At 75.0% G+C, this 604-nt stretch carries 1 pseudogene; it reads left to right on the forward strand.

The features are described 5' to 3' along the window. Positions 1–18: 18 nt before the first annotated feature. A pseudogene (locus tag x551_RS23045) lies at positions 19–604 on the forward strand (type IV secretion system protein VirJ); the annotation flags it as partial.

A 604-nucleotide genomic window follows, 5' to 3' on the forward strand; every position in this document is an offset into this window, starting at 1 on the left:
CCGCCGGCGTCGGCACCGTTGCAGAAGCCGGCCGCCGCGGCCGCGCAGACGGTGTCGCACGGCCTGTTCACCGGCGTGCAGGTCTTTCGGCCCGCGGGCGAGGTGAAGCAGTTCGTGCTGCTGCTGGCCGACGAGGCCGGGCCCGACGCGACCGAGCGGCAACTGGCGCAGTCCATGACGAAGGCCGGCGCCCTGGTGGCAGCCGTGCCGCTGGCGCCGTTCCATCGCCGGCTCGAGGCGCAGGGCGGCAGCTGCCTGTACGCGGCGGGCGCCTTCGAGAACCTGGCCCACCAGGTGCAGGCCATCGAGAAGCTGCCGACCTACCTGGAGCCGATGCTGGTCGGTGCCGGCGCATCTCGGGCCGCCTTCGCCTACGGGGTGATGGCGCAGGCGCCGGCCGGCAGCTTCGTGTCGGCGCTGTCGCTGGGCTTCTGCCCGCGCCTGGACGACAGGACCCCACTATGCGCCACCCACGCGCTGCGCTGGCAGGCGGTGGCCGGCGGTCGCGGCGTGGAACTGCAACCGGCGACGCAGGCGGTCGCGCCCTGGGCGGCGGTGCAGAGCGGCAGCGAGACCGCCGCCTGCAGCGCGAGCACGTCCCAGG

The sequence above is a fragment of the Methylibium sp. T29 genome (genome assembly GCF_000576205.1).
In the GTDB taxonomy this organism is placed as follows: domain Bacteria; phylum Pseudomonadota; class Gammaproteobacteria; order Burkholderiales; family Burkholderiaceae_C; genus Methylibium; species Methylibium petroleiphilum.